Origin of the sequence: Streptomyces sp. CA2R106 (genome assembly GCF_037034245.1) — a bacterium.
Taxonomy (GTDB): domain Bacteria; phylum Actinomycetota; class Actinomycetes; order Streptomycetales; family Streptomycetaceae; genus Actinacidiphila.
The window spans coordinates 13,980-35,302 of sequence record NZ_JBAGKC010000011.1; the positions used below are offsets into that span (position 1 = coordinate 13,980).

At 75.8% G+C, this 21,323-nt stretch carries 17 protein-coding genes and 1 tRNA gene; 10 read left to right on the top strand and 8 right to left on the bottom strand.

Annotated features, from left to right (window positions below):
• Window positions 1-102: 102 nt before the first annotated feature.
• Complete coding sequence (locus tag WA788_RS18260) at window positions 103-1,050, bottom strand: AraC family transcriptional regulator (RefSeq protein ID WP_335978574.1); 948 nt, start codon at window positions 1,048-1,050, stop codon at window positions 103-105.
• A 108-nt stretch (window positions 1,051-1,158) separates the two neighbouring features.
• Here WA788_RS18260 and WA788_RS18265 point away from each other — a divergent pair, with 108 nt between their 5' ends.
• On the top strand, window positions 1,159-2,271 hold the full coding sequence (locus WA788_RS18265) for an aldo/keto reductase (protein ID WP_335978575.1): 1,113 nt from the start codon (window positions 1,159-1,161) through the stop codon (window positions 2,269-2,271).
• 49 nt (window positions 2,272-2,320) lie between these two features.
• Here the strand turns inward: WA788_RS18265 and WA788_RS18270 are convergent, their stop codons facing one another.
• Both WA788_RS18270 and WA788_RS18275 read right to left on the bottom strand, forming a co-directional pair.
• Window positions 2,321-3,958: an ABC-F family ATP-binding cassette domain-containing protein gene (locus WA788_RS18270; RefSeq protein WP_335978576.1), complete on the bottom strand. Its 1,638-nt coding sequence runs from the start codon at window positions 3,956-3,958 to the stop codon at window positions 2,321-2,323.
• Window positions 3,959-3,971: 13 nt separating this feature from the next.
• Complete coding sequence (locus WA788_RS18275; RefSeq protein ID WP_335978578.1) at window positions 3,972-4,730, bottom strand: HAD family hydrolase; 759 nt, start codon at window positions 4,728-4,730, stop codon at window positions 3,972-3,974.
• Window positions 4,731-5,266: 536 nt separating this feature from the next.
• On the opposite strand from WA788_RS18275, the gene WA788_RS18280 reads away from it, so the two are divergent.
• From WA788_RS18280 to WA788_RS18305, 6 genes are all read left to right on the top strand, one after another.
• Window positions 5,267-6,067: a TIGR03084 family metal-binding protein gene (locus WA788_RS18280; RefSeq protein ID WP_335978822.1), complete on the top strand. Its 801-nt coding sequence runs from the start codon at window positions 5,267-5,269 to the stop codon at window positions 6,065-6,067.
• On the top strand, window positions 6,064-7,659 hold the full coding sequence (locus WA788_RS18285) for an acyl-CoA carboxylase subunit beta (protein ID WP_335978579.1): 1,596 nt from the start codon (window positions 6,064-6,066) through the stop codon (window positions 7,657-7,659). Before WA788_RS18280 ends, WA788_RS18285 begins: the two co-directional genes overlap by 4 nt.
• Before the next feature lie 180 nt (window positions 7,660-7,839).
• Window positions 7,840-9,855 (top strand): acetyl/propionyl/methylcrotonyl-CoA carboxylase subunit alpha, encoded by a 2,016-nt coding sequence (locus tag WA788_RS18290; RefSeq protein ID WP_335978823.1) that lies wholly within the window; start codon window positions 7,840-7,842, stop codon window positions 9,853-9,855.
• 71 nt (window positions 9,856-9,926) lie between these two features.
• Complete coding sequence (locus WA788_RS18295) at window positions 9,927-11,120, top strand: acyl-CoA dehydrogenase family protein (protein ID WP_335978580.1); 1,194 nt, start codon at window positions 9,927-9,929, stop codon at window positions 11,118-11,120.
• A gap of 147 nt (window positions 11,121-11,267) precedes the next feature.
• Entirely contained in the window at window positions 11,268-12,011 is a 744-nt protein-coding gene (locus WA788_RS18300; RefSeq protein ID WP_335978581.1) for an enoyl-CoA hydratase family protein, read from the top strand.
• Entirely contained in the window at window positions 11,999-12,628 is a 630-nt protein-coding gene (locus WA788_RS18305) for a TetR/AcrR family transcriptional regulator (protein ID WP_335978582.1), read from the top strand. Before WA788_RS18300 ends, WA788_RS18305 begins: the two co-directional genes overlap by 13 nt.
• 53 nt (window positions 12,629-12,681) lie before the next feature.
• Here the strand turns inward: WA788_RS18305 and WA788_RS18310 are convergent, their stop codons facing one another.
• Complete coding sequence (locus WA788_RS18310; RefSeq protein WP_335978583.1) at window positions 12,682-13,281, bottom strand: DUF1349 domain-containing protein; 600 nt, start codon at window positions 13,279-13,281, stop codon at window positions 12,682-12,684.
• Window positions 13,253-14,212 (bottom strand): GNAT family N-acetyltransferase, encoded by a 960-nt coding sequence (locus WA788_RS18315; protein ID WP_335978585.1) that lies wholly within the window; start codon window positions 14,210-14,212, stop codon window positions 13,253-13,255. The genes WA788_RS18310 and WA788_RS18315 overlap by 29 nt, the downstream gene beginning before the upstream one ends.
• A 232-nt stretch (window positions 14,213-14,444) precedes the next feature.
• Between WA788_RS18315 and WA788_RS18320 the strand changes: the two genes are divergently transcribed.
• The gene (locus WA788_RS18320) at window positions 14,445-14,753 is read left to right on the top strand and encodes a DUF6343 family protein (RefSeq protein ID WP_335978587.1); all 309 of its coding nucleotides are present in this window, start codon (window positions 14,445-14,447) and stop codon (window positions 14,751-14,753) included.
• 72 nt (window positions 14,754-14,825) lie between these two features.
• Here the strand turns inward: WA788_RS18320 and WA788_RS18325 are convergent.
• A tRNA-Met gene (locus tag WA788_RS18325) sits at window positions 14,826-14,899 on the bottom strand.
• A gap of 309 nt (window positions 14,900-15,208) precedes the next feature.
• Between WA788_RS18325 and WA788_RS18330 the strand changes: the two genes are divergently transcribed.
• Complete coding sequence (locus tag WA788_RS18330) at window positions 15,209-15,511, top strand: hypothetical protein (protein ID WP_335978589.1); 303 nt, start codon at window positions 15,209-15,211, stop codon at window positions 15,509-15,511.
• A gap of 169 nt (window positions 15,512-15,680) precedes the next feature.
• Window positions 15,681-18,131, top strand: coding sequence for a hypothetical protein (locus tag WA788_RS18335; protein ID WP_335978591.1), 2,451 nt, complete (start codon window positions 15,681-15,683; stop codon window positions 18,129-18,131).
• Between the two features lie 63 nt (window positions 18,132-18,194).
• Here WA788_RS18335 and WA788_RS18340 read toward each other — a convergent pair whose 3' ends face one another.
• Window positions 18,195-19,880: a hypothetical protein gene (locus WA788_RS18340; RefSeq protein ID WP_335978593.1), complete on the bottom strand. Its 1,686-nt coding sequence runs from the start codon at window positions 19,878-19,880 to the stop codon at window positions 18,195-18,197.
• Window positions 19,881-20,068: 188 nt separating this feature from the next.
• Window positions 20,069-21,319, bottom strand: a complete 1,251-nt coding sequence (locus tag WA788_RS18345) for an MFS transporter (protein ID WP_335978595.1) — start codon at window positions 21,317-21,319, stop codon at window positions 20,069-20,071.
• Between the last annotated feature and the right edge of the window lie 4 nt (window positions 21,320-21,323).

The window sequence follows — 21,323 nt, forward strand, 5'->3', positions numbered from 1 at the left end:
CGCCGCACCGTAGACCACGTGGTCCGGGTCGCCTGCGAGGCGACCCGGACCACGTGACCATGTCCGGGGCCGTCCGGGGCCGTCCTGGCCGTCAGGTGCCCGTCAGGTGCCGGGGCGGGGCGGGGCGGGCGCGGCCATGCGGGCGCGCAGCCGGACCGCGTCACGCGCGGGCGGCAGGCCGTAGCGGCGGCGGTACTCGCGGCTGAACTGGGTGGCGCTGGCGTAGCCGACCGCCTCGGCGACCATGGCAGCGGTGGCGTCGCCGGACACCAGGCGGCGGCGGGCCTCCTGGAGCCGCAGGTCCTTCTGGAAGCGCAGCGGCCCCATGCCGGTGGCCGCCTTGAAGTGCCGGTGCAGCGTGGCGGGGCTCATGTGCGCGACGGCGGCGACCGCCTCCACGGTGAGCGGTTCGCGGAAGTGCGCGCTGATCCACGCGGCGGCCGCGCGCACCCTGGCGGCGGCCGTGCCGGCCGTGGCCAGCCGGCGCAGCATCGGGCCGAGCGGGCTGCCGAGCAGCCGGTAGAGGATCTCCGCCTCGACTCTGGGGGCGAGCGCGCGGATGTCGCCGGGGGTGTCCAGCAGTCGCACCCAGCGGGTGACCGCGTCCACGACCTGCGGGGTCATCGGCGCGGAGACCTGCCCCTCGAAGGCGGCGGGCACCGGCGGGGGCGGCGGCCCGCCGGCGCCGTCCAGTTCCAGCAGCAGGTCCGCGAGCACGCCGCCGTCCAGCCGCATCACCGCGGCGCGGTACGGGAGGCGTTCGAAGACGACCGTGACCGGCAGCACCAGGGCGTTGAGGAACATCTCGCCGCGCCGGGTGCGCCAGCTGCGCTCGCCCGCGGCGGAGTGCTTGGCGCCTTCGGCGATGAAGCAGATCATCGGCTCGTAGAGCAGGTCCGCCGGGGGTACGGGCTCGTCGAGGGCGACGAGGGTCAGGCGCGGCACCTGCGTGTCGCCCCCGCTGCCGACGCCGTCCGGACTGCCGCCACTGCCTGCGCTGCCGTAGCCGCCTGCGCTGTGGCGGGCGATCGCCGCCGCGAGTTGGTCCATGCCGGGCTCCTGCGCCGTCGTACGAGCGCCCCCTGCTTGAGAGGATCAGGCAAGAATATGCGATCAGCGCCCCATGCGGCGCAGCGGGTGTCTTCCTAGCGTGGAGGTATGGCACACAGCGACAAGGCCGGCACGGGCGACGTGCGCGGCCAGGACCAGATGAACGGCACGGGCAACCCGGCGGGCTCCCCCGGCAACTCCGACAGCTCCGGCAGCTCCGGCAGCGGACGGCTGCCTCAGCGCCGGCTCGGCACGCAGGGCCTTCAGGTCGGCGCGATCGGGCTCGGCACCATGGGCATGACGATGGCGTACGGCCCGGGCGGCGACGCGGCGGACGGCGCCGCGACCATCCGCCGGGCGTGGGAGCTCGGCGTCACCCTCTTCGACACCGCCGAGCTGTACAACACCGGCGACGGCTCCAACGAGCGCCTGCTCGGCGACGCGGTGCGGGGCTTCCGCGACGAGGTGGTGCTCGCCACCAAGTTCGGCTTCGACCTCAGCGACCCACAGCGGTACGGCACCGCGCTGGACAGCCGGCCCGAGCACATCCGCGAGGTCGCCGAGAACAGCCTGCGCCACCTCGGCACGGACCGCATCGACGTGCTCTACCAGCACCGGGTCGACCCGGACGTCCCCATCGAGGACGTGGCCGGCACGGTCGGCGAGCTGATCGCCGAAGGCAAGGTGCGCTTCCTCGGGCTCAGCGAGGCGGGCCCGGAGACCATCCGGCGCGCGCACGCGGAGCACCCGGTGTCGGTCCTCCAGACGGAGTACTCGCTCTTCGAGCGGGCCGTGGAGGCCGACGTACTGCCGGTGGTGCGCGAGCTGGGCATCGGCTTCGTGCCGTACTCCCCGCTGGGCCGCGGGTTCCTCACCAGCGCGTGGAAGCCGGCCGCGGACTACCCGGCGGACGACATGCGCAGCTGGGACGACCGCTGGCAGCCGGGCAACTACGAGCGCAACGCGGCCGCGGTCCGGGCGCTGGGCGCCCTCGCGGAGCGCAAGGGCGCCACGGTGACGCAGCTCGCACTGGCCTGGCTGCTGGCCCAGGGCCCGGACATCGTGCCGATCCCGGGCACCCGCAGCCCGCGCCGGGTGGCGGAGAACACCGCGGCGGCCGCGGTCGAGCTGACCGCGGCCGACCTGGCCGAGATCCGGCAGATCCTGCCGCACGGCGCGGCCGGTTCGCGCTACCCCGCGGCGGTGATGCCGAGTTGGTGACCCGCCGCGGTCCCCGCCCGCCGCTTGCGTCCGGTCGGCGGGCCGGGGGTCAGGCTTCCGTGACGCGGCCGCCGTCGACCTCGATCCGGCGGGTGGTGTGCACCGCCTCCAGCATGCGGCGGTCGTGGGTGACGAGCAGGAGCGTGCCCTCGTAGGAGGCGAGCGCGGACTCCAACTGCTCGATCGCGGGCAGGTCGAGGTGGTTGGTGGGCTCGTCGAGGACCAGGAGGTTCACGCCGCGGGCCTGGAGCAGGGCGAGGGCGGCGCGGGTGCGCTCGCCCGGGGAGAGCGTGGCGGCCGGGCGCAGCACGTGCGCGGCCTTGAGGCCGAACTTGGCAAGCAGGGTGCGGATCTCGGCGGGCTCGAGGTCGGGCGCGGGCACCCGGAAGGCGTCGAGCAGGGTGGCGTCGCCGCGGAAGAGCCCGCGGGCCTGGTCGATCTCGCCGACCACCACGCCCGGGCCGAGCGAGGCGTGGCCCTCGTCCAGCGGGAGCCGCCCGAGGAGGGCGGCGAGCAGGGTGGACTTGCCCGCGCCGTTGGCGCCGGTGATCGCCACCCGGTCCGCCCAGTCGATCTGGAGGTCGACCGGCCCGAAGGTGAAGTCGCCGCGCCGGACCCGGGCCTGCCGCAGGGTGGCGACCACGGCGCCGGAACGGGGCGCGGCGGCGATCTCCATCCGCAGCTCCCACTCCTTGCGGGGCTCCTCCACGACCTCCAGCCGCTCGATCATCCGGTCGGTCTGGCGGGCCTTGGCGGCCTGCTTCTCGCTGCCCTCGGTGCGCGCCTTGCGGGCGATCTTGTCGTTGTCGGGCTGCTTGCGGACGGCGTTGCGCAGGCCCTTGTCCATCCAGCCGCGCTGCATCCGGGCCCGGGCCTCCAGGCCCGCCTTCGTGTCGGCGTACTCGTCGTACTCCTCGCGGGCGTGGCGGCGGGCGGTCTCCCGCTCCTCCAGGTAGGCCGCGTAGCCGCCGCCGTAACTGGCCACCTGCTGCTGGGCGAGGTCGAGTTCGACGACGCGGTTGACGGTGCGGGCCAGGAACTCGCGGTCGTGGCTGACCAGGACGGTGCCGGCGCGCAGGCCGGTGACGAACTTCTCCAGGCGTTCCAGGCCGGCCAGGTCCAGGTCGTTGGTGGGCTCGTCGAGGAGGAAGACGTCGTAGCGGCTGAGCAGGAGCGAGGCGAGCCCGGCGCGGGCGGCCTGGCCGCCGGACAGCGCCCGCATCTGCGTGTCGAGGTCCACCCCGAGGCCGAGGGAGCCCGCGGCCTCCTCGGCCCGCTCGTCCAGGTCGGCGCCGCCGAGGTCCAGCCAGCGGTCCAGGCTCTCGGCGTAGGCGTCGTCGGCGCCGGGCGCCTCGTCGACCAGCGCCTGGGTGGCGGCGTCCAGCGCGGCCTGCGCGGCCGCGACGCCGGTGCGGCGGGCCAGGAACGCCCGTACGGTCTCGCCCTCCCTGCGGTCGGGTTCCTGCGGCAGGTACCCGATGTTCGCGGTGGCGGGCGAGCGCCGCACCGAGCCCTCCTCGGGGGTGCCGAGTCCGGCGAGCAGCCGCAGCAGCGTGGACTTGCCGGCGCCGTTGGCCCCCACCAGCCCCACCACGTCGCCTCCGGCGACCACCAGGTCGAGGCCGCTGAACAGTGCCCGGTCGCCGTGCCCGGCCGCGAGGTTCTTCGCTACAAGTGTCGCGCTCATCAGACCGCGGACTCTACCCGCTCCCCCGCCCCCGGATCGCGCCCTTTTCGCCCCTGCGGGGGTGCGGGCCGGTCGGCGCAGCGAGCGCGGCCAGCGCCGCCGGCAGGGCGTGCAGGGTGCGCAGGACGTGGACGCCGGAGGCGGGCCCGGCGGCGCCCGGCCGCTGCTCGCCGCGGCACAGCCAGTACGACCGCAGGCCCGCGTCGCGCGCGCCCAGCGCGTCCGCGGTGTAGTCGTCGCCGACGTACGCGACCTGCCCGGGCGGCAGGCCCAGGGCGGCGCAGGCGGCGTGGAAGATCCCGGCCGCGGGCTTGGCGGCGCCGTACTCGTCACAGCAGACGAACGCCCCGCGCAGGTAGGGCAGCAGGCCGACCGCGGCGAGCTTGTGGCGCTGGCCCTCGGCGCCCGCGTTCGAGACCACCCCGAGCCGGTAGTCCGCGGCGAGCCGCCGCAGCACCGGTTCGGCGTCCGCGAAGGCCGCCCCGGCCAGGTCCCGCCGCTCCGCGTACCGGCCGAACCACGCCGAGGCCTCCTCGTCGGACAGCCCCGGCCGCCCCAGGAACCGCCGCACCCGCGCCCGCTGCTGCTCGGCGAACCCCACTTCCCCGGCCAGGAACCGCCCGTACTCCTCGGCCATCAGCTCCCGCCACCGCACCAGCGCCTCCCCCGCCGACCCCACCCCCGCCACCGGCTCCGCCCCGAGATGCGCCCGGAGCCCGGCGGCCTCGGCCCCCGCGTAGTCGAACAACGTCCCGTCCACATCGAACAGCACCCCCCGCACCCCCACGACCACCCCTCCCCGGCCCCGTCCGCTGTCGGCGCCTGCCGCTGAGGGTGTCATGGATCAGCCGGGCAGGGTCCGGCTGAGGAGGCGGGTGCGGAGGGGCTCGTGCCGGCCGGCGCGCCTGGCCGGCTCTCTGCCGGTGAGACCCGGCTCCTTCCGGATCTCCCGCAGACGCCGGCCAAGCGCGTGGCGCGCGCCCTGGACGCTTGAGGACGGGGCACCGGAAGACGGGGACACCACTGCGGCTGTGCCCGCCTCAGCCGATCTTGCAGTCGGCATGCGGAACCGCGCGCTGCCAAGCCGCGGCGAAGGCCTCCGCGCACAGCTGCACCGCTGTCCTGCTCCCGTTCGCCCGGCCGCCACACAGCCTTGCGCGAACTTGCACGGGGTGCGCGCGGCATCCCGCGGTCCGGGGCGAAAAACATGCATGCGTGCTTGAATGTTTTATGGGGGGCTGGCACGCTCGGGGGAGCTGTCACATGTCCGGTCCGGGGCGGGGTCTGCGAGGGGTGGCCGTGGTCGAAGTGCGGGCGGTACAGGCCGTGTTGGAGGACCTGCGGGCGGAGGGCGAGGCGCTGGACGCGCTGGTCGCGCCGCTCGGGGCGGAGGGGTGGGCGGCGGGGACGCCTGCTGCCGGGTGGACGGTGGCGCACCAGGTCGCGCACCTGGCGTGGACGGACGGGCGGGCGCTGCTGGCGGTGCGGGACCCGGACGGGTTCACCGCGGAACTCGGCGGCGACCTCGGGGAGTTGGCCGCGTCGGTGGACAAGGGCGCGGCCGCGGGCGCGGCCGAGCCGTACGCGCGGTTGCTGGCGCGCTGGCGGGCGGGCCGGGACGCGCTGCTGGAGGCGCTGGGCGCGGCGCCGCCGGGAGCGCGCTTCCCCTGGTACGGGCCGCCGATGAGCACCGCGTCGGTGGCGACGGGCCGGCTGATGGAGACCTGGGCGCACGGCGAGGACGTCGCCGACACGTTCGGGGTGCGGCGGGCGCCGACCGCGCGGCTGCGGCATGTGGCGCGGATCGCGGTGCGCGCGCGGGACTACGCCTTCGCGGTGCACGGGATGGCGCCGCCGGCGGAGGAGTTCCGGGTCGAACTGGCCGCGCCGGACGGCGGGTTGTGGACGTACGGGCCGCCGGACGCGGCGCAGCGGGTGACCGGCCCCGCCCTGGACTTCTGCCTGCTGGCGGTCCGGCGGCGGCACCGCGACGACACGGCGGTGCGGGCGCAGGGCCCGGACGCGGACCGGTGGCTGTCGGTGGCGCAGGCGTTCGCGGGGCCGCCCGGCGCGGGGCGGGCGCCGGCGGCGGACGGCGGTGCGGCATGAACGCGGTACGGGGCACCGTGCAGGGCACGGAGTACGACGAGCGGCGCGCGGCGATGCTGGAGCGGCTGGCGGAGGTCGAGGCCGCCCACCAGGAGGCGCTGGCCGGGGGCGGCCCAAAGTACGCCGAACGGCACCGGCGCCGCGGCAAGTTGACCGCGCGCGAGCGGATCGAGCTGCTGCTCGACCCGGACACGCCGTTCCTGGAGCTGTCGCCGCTGGCCGGCTGGGGCAGCGACTACACCACCGGCGCGTCGCTGGTGACCGGGATCGGCGTGGTCGAGGGCGTGGAGTGCCTGGTGAGCGCCAACGACCCGACGGTACGCGGCGGTTCGAGCAACCCGTGGACGCTGCGCAAGGCGCTGCGGGCCGACGAGATCGCGCTCGCCAACCGGCTCCCGCTGATCAGCCTGGTGGAGTCCGGCGGCGCGGACCTGCCCAGCCAGAAGGAGATCTTCATCCCCGGCGGCGCCCTCTTCCGCGACCTGACCCGGCTGTCGGCGGCCGGCATCCCCACCGTCGCGGTGGTGTTCGGCAACTCCACGGCCGGCGGGGCGTACGTCCCGGGCATGTCCGACCACGTGATCATGGTCAAGGAGCGCGCGAAGGTGTTCCTCGGCGGGCCGCCGCTGGTGAAGATGGCGACCGGCGAGGAGAGCGACGACGAGTCGCTGGGCGGCGCCGACATGCACGCGCGGGTCTCCGGCCTCGCCGACTACTTCGCGCTGGACGAGCCGGACGCGCTGCGCACCGCCCGCCGGGTGGTCGCCCGCCTCAACTGGCGCAAGCAGGGCCCCGATCCGCAACCGGACCCGTGCCCGCCGCTGTTCGACGAGGAGGAGCTGCTCGGCATCGTGCCGGGCGACCTGCGCACCCCGTTCGACCCGCGCGAGGTGATCGCCCGGGTGGTGGACGGCTCGGACTTCGACGAGTTCAAGCCGCTGTACGGGCCGAGCCTGGCGACCGGTTGGGCGCGGGTGCACGGCTACCCGGTCGGCATCCTCGCCAACGCCCAGGGCGTGCTGTTCAGCGCGGAGTCCCAGAAGGCCGCGCAGTTCATCCAGTTGGCCAACCAGCGGGACATCCCGCTGCTGTTCCTCCACAACACCACCGGCTACATGGTCGGCCGCGCGTACGAGGAGGGCGGCATCATCAAGCACGGCGCGATGATGATCAACGCCGTCTCGAACTCCCGGGTGCCGCACATCTCGCTGCTGATGGGCGCGAGTTACGGCGCCGGCCACTACGGCATGTGCGGCCGCGCCTACGACCCGCGCTTCCTCTTCTCCTGGCCCAGCGCGAAGTCCGCGGTGATGGGGCCCGCGCAGCTCGCCGGGGTGCTGTCGATCGTCGCCCGCCAGTCCGCCGCCGCGAAGGGCCGGCCGTACGACGAGGAGGCCGACGCGGCGCTGCGGGCCATGGTCGAGCAGCAGATCGAGGCCGAGTCGCTGCCGATGTTCCTGTCCGGGCGGCTGTACGACGACGGCGTGATCGACCCGCGGGACACCCGCACTGTGCTGGCCCTGTGCCTGTCCGCCATCCACAACGCCCCGGTCGAGGGCGCGCGGGGCGGCTTCGGCGTCTTCCGGATGTGAGAGGTGAGCGATGTCGAAGGTGCTCAACGGCGTCAGGATCGTGGGGAGTTGGACCCGGTGACCGAACAGGCCGCGCACCCGGCCGAAGGCAGGCCCGTCCACCCGGCCGAACCCGAGCCCGTCCACCCGGCCGGAGGCGGACCCGTCCACCCGGCCGAACGGGCGCCCGTCCGCACCGTCCTGGTGGCCAACCGCGGGGAGATCGCCCGCCGGGTGCTGCGCACCTGCCGCACCCTGGGCATCGGCACCGTGGCGGTGTACTCCGACCCGGACGCGGGCGCCGCCCACGTACGGGAGGCGGACGGCGCGGTGCGGCTGCCGGGCGACGCGGCCGCGGACACCTACCTGCGCGGGGAGGCGGTGGTCGCCGCGGCGCTGGCGGCGGGCGCGGACGCGGTGCACCCGGGGTACGGATTCCTGTCCGAGAGCGCGTCGTTCGCGGCGGCCGTGCAGGAGGCGGGGCTGACCTGGATCGGCCCGTCGCCGCGGGCCGTGGCCGCGATGGGCTCCAAGACGCGGGCGAAGGAGCTGATGGCGGCGGCCGGGGTGCCGCTGTTCGCCGCGCTCGACCCGGCCCGGGTCGGCCCGGCCGACCTGCCGGTGCTGGTGAAGGCCGCCGCGGGCGGAGGCGGCCGCGGTATGCGGGTCGTCCGTGAACTCGCCGCGCTCGAAGACGAGTTGGCGGCGGCCCGGGCGGAGGCCGCGGCGGCCTTCGGCGACGGCGAGGTGTTCGTCGAGCCGTACGCGGAAGGCGCGCGGCACATCGAGGCACAGGTGCTGGCCGACGCGCACGGCACCGTGTGGGTGCTGGGTGAGCGGGACTGCTCGGTGCAGCGGCGGCACCAGAAGGTGGTCGAGGAGACCCCGGCGCCCGGCCTGCCCGCGACCGTACGCACCGCCCTGCACGACGCCGCCGCCCGGGCGGCCCGCGCGATCGGCTACGAGGGCGCGGGCACCGTGGAGTTCCTGGTCGGCGCGGATGGCCGGCCGTACTTCCTGGAGATGAACACCCGCCTCCAGGTGGAGCACCCGGTCACCGAGTGCGTCTTCGGCGTGGACCTGGTGGCGTGGCAGATCAGGATCGCCGAGGGCGCCGCGCTGCCGCCCGAGCCGCCGGCGCCGCGCGGCCACGCGGTCGAGGCGCGGCTGTACGCGGAGGACCCGGCGCGTGGCTGGCAGCCGCAGACCGGCGCGGTCCACCGGCTCGAACTGCCGGGCGTGGACGCGCGGTTCGCGCTCCCGCCGGGACGGGAGACGGGTCTGCGGCTGGACTCGGGGGTGACCGCGGGCGACACCGTCGGGGTGCACTACGACCCGATGCTCGCGAAGGCCGTCGCCTGGGCGCCGACCCGCGCCGAGGCGGTCCGCCGCTTGGCCCGCGCCCTGCACGAGGCCCGCCTCCACGGCCCGCCCACCAACCGGCGGCTCCTGGTGGCGGTCCTGCGCCATCCCGACTTCGCCGCCGTACGGTTCGACACCGGCTGGCTGGAGAGGGAGTTGACCGCACTGACCGCAGCCGCGGACAGCGACAGCGACGGCGGCGAGGACGGTGAGGTGGAGCGGACGGCCGCGCTGGCCGCCGCGCTCGCCGACGCGGCCGCACGCACCGCCGCCCCCGCTCCCCCGGCCCGCGCGGCACCGGTCGCCGCCCGGCTCGGCGGCTGGCGCAACCTCCCGTCGCAGCCCCAGCTCAAGCGCTACCGCGCCGTGCCCTCCGGCACCGAGTACGAGGTCCGCTACCGCCTGACCCGCGACGGCCTGCGGGCCGAGGGCCACGACGGCGTCGTGGTGGTGTCCGCCGCACCGGACCGGGTGGTGCTCGAAGTCGACGGTGTGCGGCGGACGTCGGAGGTGGCCCGCTACGGCGAGCAGGTGTTCGTCGACGGGCCGGACGGCGGCACCTCGCTGGTCGCGCTGCCGCGCTTCCCCGACCCGGCCGAGCAGGTCGCGCCCGGCTCGCTGCGGGCGCCGATGCCCGGCACCGTGGTCCGGCTGGGCCGGTTCGCGCCGGGCGACCGGGTGGCCCGCGGCGAACCGCTGCTGTGGCTGGAGGCGATGAAGATGGAGCACGTGGTCACCGCGCCCGCGGCGGGCACCCTCGCCGAACTCACCGCCGTGGTGGGCCGCCAGGTCGAACCGGGCGCCGTACTGGCCGTCGTCACGGCGGACGCCGACACCCCGTCCCAGGAGCCATGACCCCCAGGTCCGCCGGCCCCCCGCACCGCGCACACCGGACGCACCGCCAACGCAACGGGAGGAAGAGCGACATGGGCGACACCGAAGCACCCACCTTCGACCGGGCACTGCTGGAGAGCGAGGAACGGCGCGCGCTGCGCACCGCCGTCGGCGCGCTCGGCCGCCGCTACGGCCGGACCTACTTCACCGACACCGTCCGCGCCGGCCGGCAGCCGGAGGAGCTGTGGCAGGAGGCCGGCGCGCTCGGCTACCTCGGGGTGAACCTGCCCGAGGAGTACGGCGGCGGCGGCCAGGGACTGGCCGAACTCGCGATCGTGCTGGAGGAGTTGGGCGCCGCCGGAAGCCCGCTGCTGCTGCTCGTGGTCTCGCCCGCGATCTGCGGCACCGTGATCGCCCGGTTCGGCACCCGGGCGCAGAAGGAGCGCTGGCTGCCCGGCCTGGCCGACGGCTCGCGGCGGATGGCGTTCGCCATCACCGAGCCGGACGCCGGCTCCAACTCCCACCGCATCTCCACCACCGCGCGCCGCGACCCGGACACCGGCGGCTGGCTGCTGTCCGGCCGCAAGGTGTTCATCTCCGGGGTGGACATCGCCGACGCGACGCTGGTCGTCGGCCGCACCGCGGACGCCCGCACCGGGAAGCTCAAGCCCTGCCTGTTCATCGTCGAACGCGGCACCCCCGGCTTCGAGTTCCGGCAGATCGACATGGAGGTCGCCGCTCCCGAGAAGCAGTTCCAGCTCTTCCTGGACGACGTGGCGCTGCCCGCCGACGCCCTGGTCGGCGACGAGGACGCCGGGCTGCTCCAGCTCTTCGCCGGGCTCAACCCCGAACGCGTGATGACCGCCGCCTTCTCCATCGGGATGGGCCGCTACGCCCTGTCCCAGGCGGTGGAGTACGCCCGCACCCGGCAGGTCTGGCAGGCCCCGATCGGCGCGCACCAGGCGATCGCGCACCCCCTCGCGCAGGCCCACATCGAGCTGGAACTCGCCCGGTTGATGATGCAGAAGGCCGCGCATTTGTACGACGCCGGCGACGACATGGGCGCCGGCGAGGCCGCCAACATGGCGAAGTACGCCGCCGCGGAGGCCGGGGCGAAGGCCGTCGACCAGGCCGTGCACACCCTCGGCGGGAACGGTCTGACGGCCGAGTACGGGCTCGCGACGCTGCTCACCGCCTCCCGGGTGGGCCGCATCGCGCCGGTCAGCCGCGAGATGATCCTGAACTTCGTCTCGCACCACACGCTCGGCCTGCCCAAGTCGTACTGACCCCGGGCCCGTAGCGCCGTGATCGGACCCGTGGCGCCGGAACCGCAGGCGTATCCGCGGTCGTACCCGCAGTCGTCGCCGCCGGAACCGTAGCCGTACCCGCCGGAACCGTACCCGTACCCCCTCCCGACCGACAGGAGTCCGCACGTGGCTGCAACCGCGCCGCTGGTCCACCGGCACCTCGACCGGGGCATCGCCGTCGTGACCCTCGACTCGCCGCACAACCGCAACGCGCTGTCCGCCGACCTGCTCGACGGGCTGGCGGCGGAGTTCGAGCAGGCCGGTGCGGACGGCGCGGTCCGCGCGGTGCTGCTCACCCACACCGGCACCACCTTCTGCTCCGGCGCCGACCTCGCCGACCGCCGGGCCCGGCAGGGACCGGCCCGACTGGCCGCGCTGATGCGGCAGATGGCGGCCCTGCCCAAGCCGGTGGTGGCGCGGGTGCGCGGGCATGTGCGGGCCGGCGGGCTGGGGCTGCTGGCCGCGTGCGACATCTCCGTGGCGACCGGCGCCGCCGACTTCGCCTTCACCGAGTCCCGGCTCGGCCTGGCCCCCGCGGTCGCCTCGATCCCGGTGCTGGCCGCGGCCGACCGGCGCGCCATGGCCCGCTACTTCCTGACCGGCGAGCGCTTCGGCACCGCGGAGGCGATCAGGACCGGGCTGGTCACCGCGCGGGACGAGGAACTGGAGGGTATCCTCGCCGGGTTGCGGGCCGCCGCTCCGCAGGGCCTCTCCGCGACCAAGGAGTTGACCGCGGCGGCGCTGCTGGCGGCGCTCGCCGCCGGCACCGACGCGATGGCCGACCTCAGCGGCCGGCTCTTCGCGTCCGCCGACGCCGCCGAGGGCATGCGCGCCTTCCTCGAACGACGGGACCCGCCATGGGCGTTGTGACCGACCCGGCAGCCGCCGACCGCGAACCCAAGCAGGACCGGGCGCGCGCCACCCGGCAGCGCATCCTGGCCGCCGCCGTCGCGTGCCTGGCCGAACGCGGCTGGTCCGGCAGCACCGTGGCCGTGGTGTGCGCGCGGGCCGGGGTGACCCGCGGCGCCGCCCAGCACCACTTCCGCACCCGCGAGGAGCTGTTCACCGCGGCCATCGCGCACATGGCCGAGGAGTGGCTCGCCGCCGTCCGCGAACGCGCCCGCGCCCTGCCCGGGCATGGCCAGGACCGTACGTACGCGGTGGTGGACATGCTCGTCGACGTGCACACCGGGCCGCTGTTCCGCGCCGCCCTGCACCTGTGGGTGGCCGCCACCGACGAGCCGGCGCTGCGGCCCCGGGTCGCCGCGCTGGAGGCCCGCATCGGGCGGGAGGCGCACCAGTTGGCGGTGGAGTTCCTGGCGGCCGACGAGTCGGTGCCGGGCGTACGCGAGACCGTGCAGGGCACCTTGGACATGGCGCGCGGCCTGGGCCTGGCGAACCTGCTCAGCGACGACTCGGCGCGCCGGGCCGGGATCGTCCGGCAGTGGTCGCGCACCCTGGACACGGTGCTGCGGCCCGGGCCCTGAGGCCGCGTACGGCGGCGATCCCGCACGCACGTACCTCGCCCGCGCGCCTCGCGTCAGTGCAGGGACGTGTCCGCCGGGCCGGTGGCCAGCCGGGTGAACCGTACGGTCAGCCCGTCCCGTTCGGGGCTGCAGCAGAACAGGCCGGCGCTCGCCTCGGCCGCCGGGTCGAGGTAGGACAGCCGCACCATCCGCCAGGGTTCGGCCGCACGGCGGGCCCGTACGGTGACCGCGTCGCCGGAGCGGCTGACCCGGATCGTCACCTCGTGGCCCGCCCACTCGGGCACCGGCGCGAGCGACCAGTCGGAGGTGCCGTGGGTGACGACCGCGCCGAGTTGGGGGTGGCCGTCGGACACCTCGACGCCCGCCTTGATCCAGGTCGAGGCGTCCACCCGCACCAGGGCGCCGGCCTGGTCGTACAACTCGGTGAAGTCGGCCCGGAAGCCGACCTCGACGGCGGTACCGGGCGGGAGTCCGGTGAGCAGGGCGTGGCCGTCGTCGCGGACGAAGCCGTAGCTCGTGGTGCGCCAGAAGTCGCTGCCCGCGCGGGCGGTGACCAGCAGGTCGGTGCCGTCGGTGGCCGTGTCCTGCGGCGGGTTGAGCCACTGCGCCTGCGACCAGGGCAGGTCACGCGGGGCGTCCTGGGGAGAGGTCACGTATGTACCGCCGTTCCGATCCGATGAGTTGGTACCCGAGCCAGATGTTGACCGCGAGCATGGGCGCGTTGCCGTCGTCGTTGGTGGTGCTGGCCTCGCGGTAGCCCTTCGCGCGGGCCAGGTGCAGGGAGTGCGCCTTGGCGGCCTTGGCCAGGCCGCGGCCACGGAAGGCACGCCGGATTCCGGTGCCGCCGGAGGCGTAGTGCCGCTCGCCGTCGGTCTGCGCGATGACCAGCCCGGCGACCTCGCCGTCCACCACGGCGACCGTGGTCAGGTCGGCGTCGAAGTCGGGGCGGTCCCAGTTCAGGGTGCGCCAGTCGGTGTAGCTGAGGTGGTCGGCGGCCACGTCGCCCGGCTCGTCGCGGAAGCACTCCACGTCCGTGCGCCACAGCGGCCGCGGGTCGCGCTCCCAGGCGACCGCGGGCAGCAGCAACACGCCGCGCGGCAGCCGCGGGCGGGCCGGCAGCGGGCTGCGCGGGCCCAGGTCGAGCCGCATGAAGCGCGCCTCGCGGCCGGGCCGGTAGCCGTGCGCGGTCGCGAAGTTCTCGGACCCGGGCTCGGGGTGCGCCCACGCGTAGCAGGTGGTCGCGCCGACCGCGTCGAGGTGCGTCTCGGCGGCGGCCAGCAGCGCCCGGCCGGCGCCGCGCCCGCGGTCGGCGGCGGCGACGTTGATGTTCACGAAGGCCGCGCCCGCGTCCTTGGCGTCGGCGAACAGCCCGGTCCGCGCGCAGCCGGCGATCCGCCCGTCCAGCAGCGCCACCAGCAGCCGGCAGTGCTGCCGTGCGGGCATGGCCACCGCCTGCGCGTGCACGCTGCGCGGGGTGGCGACCTGCTGGGGCTCCTCGGCGCGCAACAGCGCGCACACCGCCTCGGCGTCCGCGGGTTCGTACGCCCTGACGGTCACGGCACCGCGGTCCCTCGTCGCCACCATGCTGCCGCACCTTACGCGCCGACCCGGCCGGCCGGTGTGGGTTTTCCGGCGGGGGCCCGATGGGTGGACCCTGGAAGGGAAGGGGTGGAGCGCTCTTCGAGGAGGCGGGCACATGTCCAGAACCTCCGCTTCACGGAACTCCGGGACCCCGGGGGCGTCCGGCGGCCCGGGGACGACCGGGAGGCCGGGAACGACCGGGAGGCCGGGAACGACCGGGGGCCCGCGGAACTCCGTGCGCCCGGGGTTGTTCGGGAACACCAGGACCGGATACGAGCCGACGAAGGCGCGCAGCGCGCTGCGGCTGCGGCTGGCGCTGGCGCTGCTCGGCCTGGTCTGGGGCGTCGGGGCCGCGGTGGGGTTCGCGTTCGCGGGCGAGCCGGGCTGGGCGGGGGTGTGCGCGTTCGTCGCGCTGATCGCGGTGGCGGACGTCCTCGTCGTCGTGCACCGGATACGGCAGGGGTCCCGCTACCAGCCGGGCCGCGACGTGCCGCCCGGCCCGCCGGTCGGGACCCGGCGGCGCACCGGAGACGGGGACGGGTAGGCCGCGCAGGCCGCGTCGGCCATGTCGGCATGCGCGAAGGGCCCGGCACACTGTGCCGGGCCCTTCGTTTCGTAGCGGGGACAGGATTTGAACCTGCGACCTCTGGGTTATGAGCCCAGCGAGCTACCGAGCTGCTCCACCCCGCGTCGGTGAACACCACTTTACGGGGTGGATGCCCGCTCGCCAAATCCATTCCCTCGGCGGCGCTGCCGCGGGGGGCGGCGGCCGCTTCGCGCACGGTGCGCACAGCGGGCGGCGCGGTCCGTGGCCGGGTAGGTCGCAGGCACGTGGCAGGCGGGTGGCCAGCTGTGTGACCAGGGCGGATACGGGTTGTCCACAGGTTTCCACCGGGCCGCCGACGGGGTGGAGGGGCCGAGGGTTAGTCTCGGGGAGTCGAGATCAAGGGGGGTCCGCGGCGCGGGTCGCGGGCGTGGCGCGGGGCGAAGGAGGACGTGATGGCCGGGGTGAACGCGGGTGCCGTGGCGGCAGCCGGACTGATCGGGGGCTATGGAGTGGCCCGCTGGACCAGGCGGCGCGAGCTGGGCGGCGCGGCGCTGGCCGCAGCCGGTGTGGTGGCGGCGCGCGAGTGGCGGCGCAGCAGCGGGGCCACGCAGGCGGCGGTTCTGACGGGGGCCTATGTGGTGGCGTTCGCGGGGTCGCACCCGCTGGCGAAGAAGGTCGGCGCCTGGCCGGCGGTGTTCGCGGTGGCCGGCGGTATAGCGGCGGCCTCCTGGGCGGTCGCGGGCCGCAACCGGTAAGCCGGGAAAGGGCGCTCGGCCCGGGGCCTTGTCCCGCCCGCGTGCGTGGCGCGTCCTGCGCGGCGCTCGATCTCGCCGGCTCGGCCGTCTGGAGGTGGGCGGCGCCGACACCGTACGGTGACGGGGTACGGGCAGTCGGTCACGACTGGGCGAACCGAGGGGGCTGGGCGTGTTGGAACCGGAGATCGCGTCGTTGCTGACGAATCTCGCCGGGGAGGTGCTCAGCGACGCCTGGTCCGCGGTGAAGCCGCGACTGGCCGCGTTGCTCCGGCTGCGGGGCGGCGACGGTGACGCGCGGGTGCTCGGCGACCTGGAGGACGCCCGGGCGGCGAGCGCGGCCGGTTCGCCGGCCGAGGCGCGGGAGCGGGTGGAGGAGGCCCTGCGCGAGACGCTCGGCACGCTCGCCGCCGAGCAGACGTCGCTGGCCGCCGAGGTGCGGGAGTTGCTCGCGGCCACGCGCGACGCCCGGGCCCGCCGGCTCCCCCGGATTCCGGTGTCCGCCGTGTCGGACTTCGAGAACCACGAGGCGGAACTGCGGGGCATGGACGCCGCGTGGGAGGCGGGCCGCGGTGCGGCGGGGCCGACGCTGCTGTTCCTGTACGGGCCGCGCGGCATCGGGCTCACCACGCTGGCCCGGCAGTGGCTGCTCCGGCACCGGGACACCTTCGGCGCGGGTCCGCAGCTGTCCGCGGTGCTGGCCCGGGACGCCGACGGGGCGCCGCCGGACCCGGCCGCGGTGCTCGACACGTGGTTCCGGCTGCTGCACGTGCCGGTGGAGGAGGTGCCGTCGGAACTGGCGGCGAAGGTGGCGAAGTTCCAGCAGCTCACCGCCGAGGGCCCGGTGTTCGTGCTGCTGGAGGATGTCGCGCTGGCGTCGCTGGCCCGCCACCTGCTGCCCGGTTCGTCGCTGGGCGTGGTGGTGGTGACCGGCAGGGAGCTGATGCGCAGCCTCGTGTCGGACCTGCACGCGGCGGCGTTCAAGGTCGGGCCGCTGCTGCCCGAGTACAGCCGGCGGCTGCTGATCAGCTCCGGCCGGCTCGCCCCGTACGCGACGTCGCACGAGGCGGAGATCGACAAGGCGGTCAGCGTCTGCGAGGGCAACCCGCTGCTGGTGCGGATCGCCGGGGCGCAGATGCGCTTCGACCAGCCGTACGGCATCGGCGAGTTCGCCACGGCGCTGTCGGACCGCCGCCCGGGGATCAGGTTGGGAGCCTTCGACGTGGACGAGCGCAGTGGCGCGGAGATCTTCGACGCCGGGTACCGGGAGCTGTGCCGCCGGCACCCGGAGGCGGCGGAGGTGTACCGGTATCTGGGGCTGCACCCGACGGCGGAGTTCGACGAGGACGTGGTGGCGGCGATGGCGCCGGACCTGGGTGGCCGCACCCGGGCGAAGGCGCTGCGCACCCTGCGGGACTCCAGCCTGGTCGAACGGGTCGACGGCGGGATGTACCGGGTGATCAGCGGGCTGGTGCACGCGCACGCGGCCGAGCGGGCGCGGGCGGACCTGCCGGCGGCCGAGCGGGAGGCGGCGCGGCGGCGCGGCGTCGGGTACTACGTGGACCTGGCGGAGCGGACCGACGCCGGGCTGTCGCCGCGCTACCGGCACGACCCGCCGGGCGCCTACGCCCGGTACGAGCCGCTGGCGGCGGAGGCGCAGGACGTCCTGGTGGAGGCGCTGACCCGGCGCCGGGAGGTCCTGCGGGCCGCGGTGCGGGCCGCCTACGAGGCCGGGGCGCGCGACCCGTGGTTCTATGACGCGACGTGCCGGCTGGCGCAGGGCCTGTGGACGTTCTATCTGCGCTGCGGGTTCCACTCGGACTGGATCGAGGTGTACGACCTGGGGTGCCGGGCGGCGCTGGAGTCGCTGGAGCGCGGCGACCTGCTGATGCTGGCCCGGATGCAGTACGGCCTGGGGTTCGCGCACCTCGACCGGTCGGGTCCCGGTGATCCCGAGGCGGCCCGCGGCGCGTTCGGGCAGGCGCTGGAGCTGGTCGGCCCGGCGCTGGCGCGCCCGGAGACGCCGGCGCGGGAGGCCGAGGGGTGGCGGCGCACCTGGTCCAGCGTGCTGGAGGGCCTGGGGAAGCTGGAGGACGGGCTCGGCCGCCCGGAGCAGGCGCTGGCGCGGTTCGACGCGGCGGTGGCGGCGCTGGAGGGCGTGGACCACCCGCGCGGCTGGGCGCTGATCGCACTGCACCGCGGGCCGGTGCTGGGGCGGCTGGGTCGGTATGCCGATGCGGAGGCGGTTTTGGTGACGGCCCGTCAGGAGTTCCTGGCGCCGCCGCGGCCGGACCGGTTCAACGCGGCCAAGGCGAGCGCGCGGATGGCCGAGGTGCTGGTGGCGGCGGGGCGGACCGACGAGGCGCTGGCGGCGTTCGCCACGGCGGTGGGGGGCCTGGGCGGTCCCCGGCACGGCTACCAGCGCGCGGGCGTGCTGCTCTCCCGGGGCGATCTGCTGCACGCCCGGGGCGAGGCGGGGCGGGCCCGCGGGGACTGGGCGGAGGCGGCGGAGCTGTTCCGCGCGGCCAACAGCGCCCGGGCCGCCGAGGCGGAACAGCGCCTGGCCGACCACCCGGACCCGGGGCGGAGCCGGGGACAGGGCGAGGGGCCGGACGGCGTCTGACGCACCACCGGTGCCGCGGGCCGGGAGCCGCACGGGATGTGCGGCCCGGACGCGCGGCGCGGTTCAGAGCACGGTGAGGGTGAGGAGCGCGGGTGGCGCGTCCGCGCCGATGGTGACGGGCACCTGCGCGGGTGGGCGGGTGCCGCACAGCGCCCGGTCGAAGACGACCGAGGCCGCCAGGGCCGCACAGGCCCACCAGGGGCGCGGCCCGGACCAGGTCGCGCGCACCCGGGCGCCGCTGCGGGTCAGCAGCGCCACGCATCCCCCGTCGGGTTCTTCCGTGGCGACCAGCGCGCACCCCGGGAAGCGGGCGGCGGCCTGCGCCGCGGCGGCCGCGCGGCGCGCGGGCACGACCAGGACGTCGGCGGCGCGGGGCCAGCGCGTGTCGGGGTCGTCGATGTCGGCCACGAGGTGGGCGTCCGCGAGGTGGGCTTCCTGGCTGGGGCGTTGGAGGGCGGCGTGGTAGCGGCGGACGACGGCGGGGGTGCCGTCGGGGGGCACGGTGACGTACATGGGCGGCAGGACGGGTGAGTGGCGCGGTGCGAGGTGCCCGGCCGCCCCTTCGCCGGTGGGGACGGGCACGGCGCGGGTGGTGGCCGGTGCGGCCGGTTCGGGCAGCCCGAGCCGCTCGTAGAACAGGGCGCGCAGCAGGGCGGCGGCCTGCCCCGGGCGGGAGGTGACCAGGGAGCGCAGGTAGGGCAGTTCGCGGTCGGCGGCCTGGCGGCGGGCGGCGTCCTTCAGTTGGGCCGGCAGCGGGCGGTGCGGGGAGAGCCTGGGCACCGCCCGGGCGAGCCGCGCCATGGGCGAGCCGGGCGCGCTGCGGCTGTCGGCGAAGGCGCCGAGGACGGTGGGCAGGCCGAGGGACACGCCGTACTGCGTGACCGATCCGCCGTCGCCGCACAGCGCGTCCGCGGCGACCAGCGCGGCCTTCCACGTCTGCGTGTCGGGGCGCGGCAGCAGCAGCCCGCAGGCGAGCAGCGGGGCGAGCCAGGAGTGCAGTTGCCACGCGCCGTGGCCGTAGTAGGCGTTGGGGTGGATCGCGGCGAGCACGCGGTACTCGTCGGCCGGCAGCTCCGCCAGGGCCCGGCGCAGCGTGTCGTGTTCCGGGTCGTCGGCGTCCAGCAGCGCGTCCTTGCCCCAGGTGGAGGAGACCACGAGGAGCTTCTGGCCGGGCCGGACGCCCAGCGCGTGCCGGTAGTCGGGCCGGAAGGGGGCGCTCGCGGCCAGTTCGTCGAAGCAGGGGTCGCCGGCCACCCGGCTGAGCGGCAGCGCCTCGGGGCAGCCCGCGGCGAGCCGGGCGCGCTGCTCGTCGTGGGACAGCACGATCGCGGACGGCACCACGCGGCCGTCATGCATCAGCCACTCCCGGGTGAGGCCGAACGCCTCGCTGCCGCCGCCGAGGAGTTTGTTGTAGCCGGCGCCGTGCGGGGTGCCGATCAGGGGGGCGTGCAGGTGGTAGAGGTCGCCGCCGCGGCTGGTGGCGATGGCCAGGTCGAACTTCCGCCGCTTGGCCTCCTCCCAGCCCACCAGGAGCGCACCGCGGTGCTGGAGCAGTTCGAGGGTGCCGCCGTCCAGCGCCGAGGAGCCGGGGCAGGTGAAGACGGTCTCGACCCGCCGGTCACCGTCGAAGAGGGCGAGCAGGTCGAGCAGGCGGGTCGCCGAGGTGACGTTGTGCGCGACGGCAAGGACGGTGCGCTCGGCGCGCACGGTCCGCCAGCTCTCGTGGTCGTCGGCCAGCGGCAGCGGCACCCGTCGACCCGGACCCTGCACCGCGCTCGCCCCCTGCCCTCTCTCGCTTCCCCGCCCGCGTACCGGACCGCCGGCAGCGCGATCAGGCTAGCGCGACGAGCCGCACCGCCGTGAAAGGTCGGGCCGCCGGGCGGGCGGGAACGGGCGTACGGCGGCGAACCGCCGTGCCCGTACGGTGGCCGCCGCGCTCAGGCGGAGCCGGCCGGTACGCCCGCCTCGGCAACGGTCTCCGGCTCGGCCGCGACCGGGGTCCAGCGGATGCGGGTGGCGCACACGGACACCAGCATCGCGGTCGCCGCGACCACGCCGAGCGCCCAGACCAGCCCGCTGGCGTTGGCGATGAAGCCGATCAGCGGCGGCCCGGCGAGCAGCCCGGTGGTCCCCATGGTGGCCACCACGGTGAGCGCGTCGGAGCCGTTCTTCGCGGCGGCCACGTACACGCAGGGGGTGACCGACGCGATGCCCAGGCCCACGCACGCGAAGCCGATCAGCGCGGGCGCCACTCCCCCGCTGAGCAGCGCCAGCGCGAGGCCGACGGCCGCGAGCGCGCTGCCGCCGCGGACGATGGGGCCGTCGCCCCAGCGGCTGCGCCAGGAGTCGGCGAAGACCCGGGCGAGCACCATCATCACCGACACGACCGCGATCCCCATGGGCGCCAGTTCGGCCGACGCCTTGGCGACGTCCTTCATGTACAGGGCGGACCAGTCGTTCATGGCGCCCTCGGTCACCGTGCCGAACACCATCGCGGCGCCCAGCCACAGCGTCACGCGCGACGGCAGGATCCACCGCCGTCCGCGCGGGCGCGCCCCCGGTTCCCCGTTCTCCCCCGGCTTCCCCTGCTCGCCCGGCTCCGTCTTCTCCGCCGGCTGCTGGTCCCGGGTGAGCAGGCCGTCCCGGGCGAGGCCGAGCAGCAGCAGGATCAGGGCGGCGGCGACCGCGAAGTGGACGACCAGCGTGGACGTCAGGGAGTTCATCGCCGACGCCAGCAGCGCCGCGACGAGCGAGCCGCCGCTGAAGACGGCGTGCAGCCGCGCCATCGCGTTGCGCTCGTGGACGGCCTCGAGCGCCGCGCCCTGCGCGTTCATCGACACGTTCAGCGCGCCGACCAGGGCGCCGTCGCAGAGCATGACCAGCAGCGCCACCGGGTAGTCCGGCAGCGCCGACATCGCCAGGAGCAGCAGTGCCAGGCACGCGGCGGAGCCGAGCGCGAGGGTGCGCGAGCCCAGCCGCCGCATCAGCACGGCCACCACCGGGAAGGTCGCCACCGCGCCGATGCCGGTGGCCATCAGCAGCAGGCCGACCTCGGCGGCGGTCAGGTCCAGGTGCGACTTGATCGCGGGCAGCCGCGCCGCCCAGGTCGCGTACTGGAAGCCCAGCGAGAAGAACAGTGCGGCCGTGGCCGTCTGGCCGCGGCGGAACGGATCGTGAACGCGCAGCATCGGG